1 protein-coding gene is annotated in these 449 nt (G+C 69.9%); it reads left to right on the top strand.

Annotated elements, in window-relative coordinates; all coding sequences use genetic code 11:
* A partial coding sequence (locus HV826_RS36490; RefSeq protein ID WP_217918925.1) for a hypothetical protein occupies positions 1-447 on the top strand: 447 nt, incomplete at its 5' end.
* Between the last annotated feature and the right edge of the window lie 2 nt (positions 448-449).

The raw sequence follows: 449 nt of genomic DNA, 5'->3' as shown, positions 1-449 counted from the left end.
TTCCAGGAGGGCTTCGAGACACTGGTGACCGAGCGCCGCACGCAGGTGCTGGAAGCGATGGGCCGGCTGGAGGGCGCCTTCGAGGTGCAGTTGCCGGAGTCGCTCCTGGGCGAAGGCGCGGACCTGGAGCGGGACATCCTGGGCCGCGTGGAGTTGGACGGGCAGCGCTACGCCTGGCGGATCGAGCTGTGCTCGGATCCCAAGTGTGAGTGCGAGAACCTCTTCCTGGTGGTGTGGCTGCCCGGAGAGCCCCAGCGCGCCGTGTTCGCCATCACGGCGGACGGTCGCTGGCTGGTGGAGCAGGCGGGGAACGCGGCCCTGACCATGGACGCGGTGGAAGGGGCGCTGGTGGCCACGGAGGCGTTCCAGGCGCTGCTCGGCCAGATGCGCGTGGAGCGCATCCTCCAGAAGTATCACCGGTCCTTGCGCGGGCCCTCGGTCGTCTGACG

Source organism: Myxococcus sp. AM010, from assembly GCF_013372585.1.
Lineage (GTDB): Bacteria > Myxococcota > Myxococcia > Myxococcales > Myxococcaceae > Myxococcus > Myxococcus vastator.
This window is presented reverse-complemented; position numbering and strand designations above follow the sequence as displayed.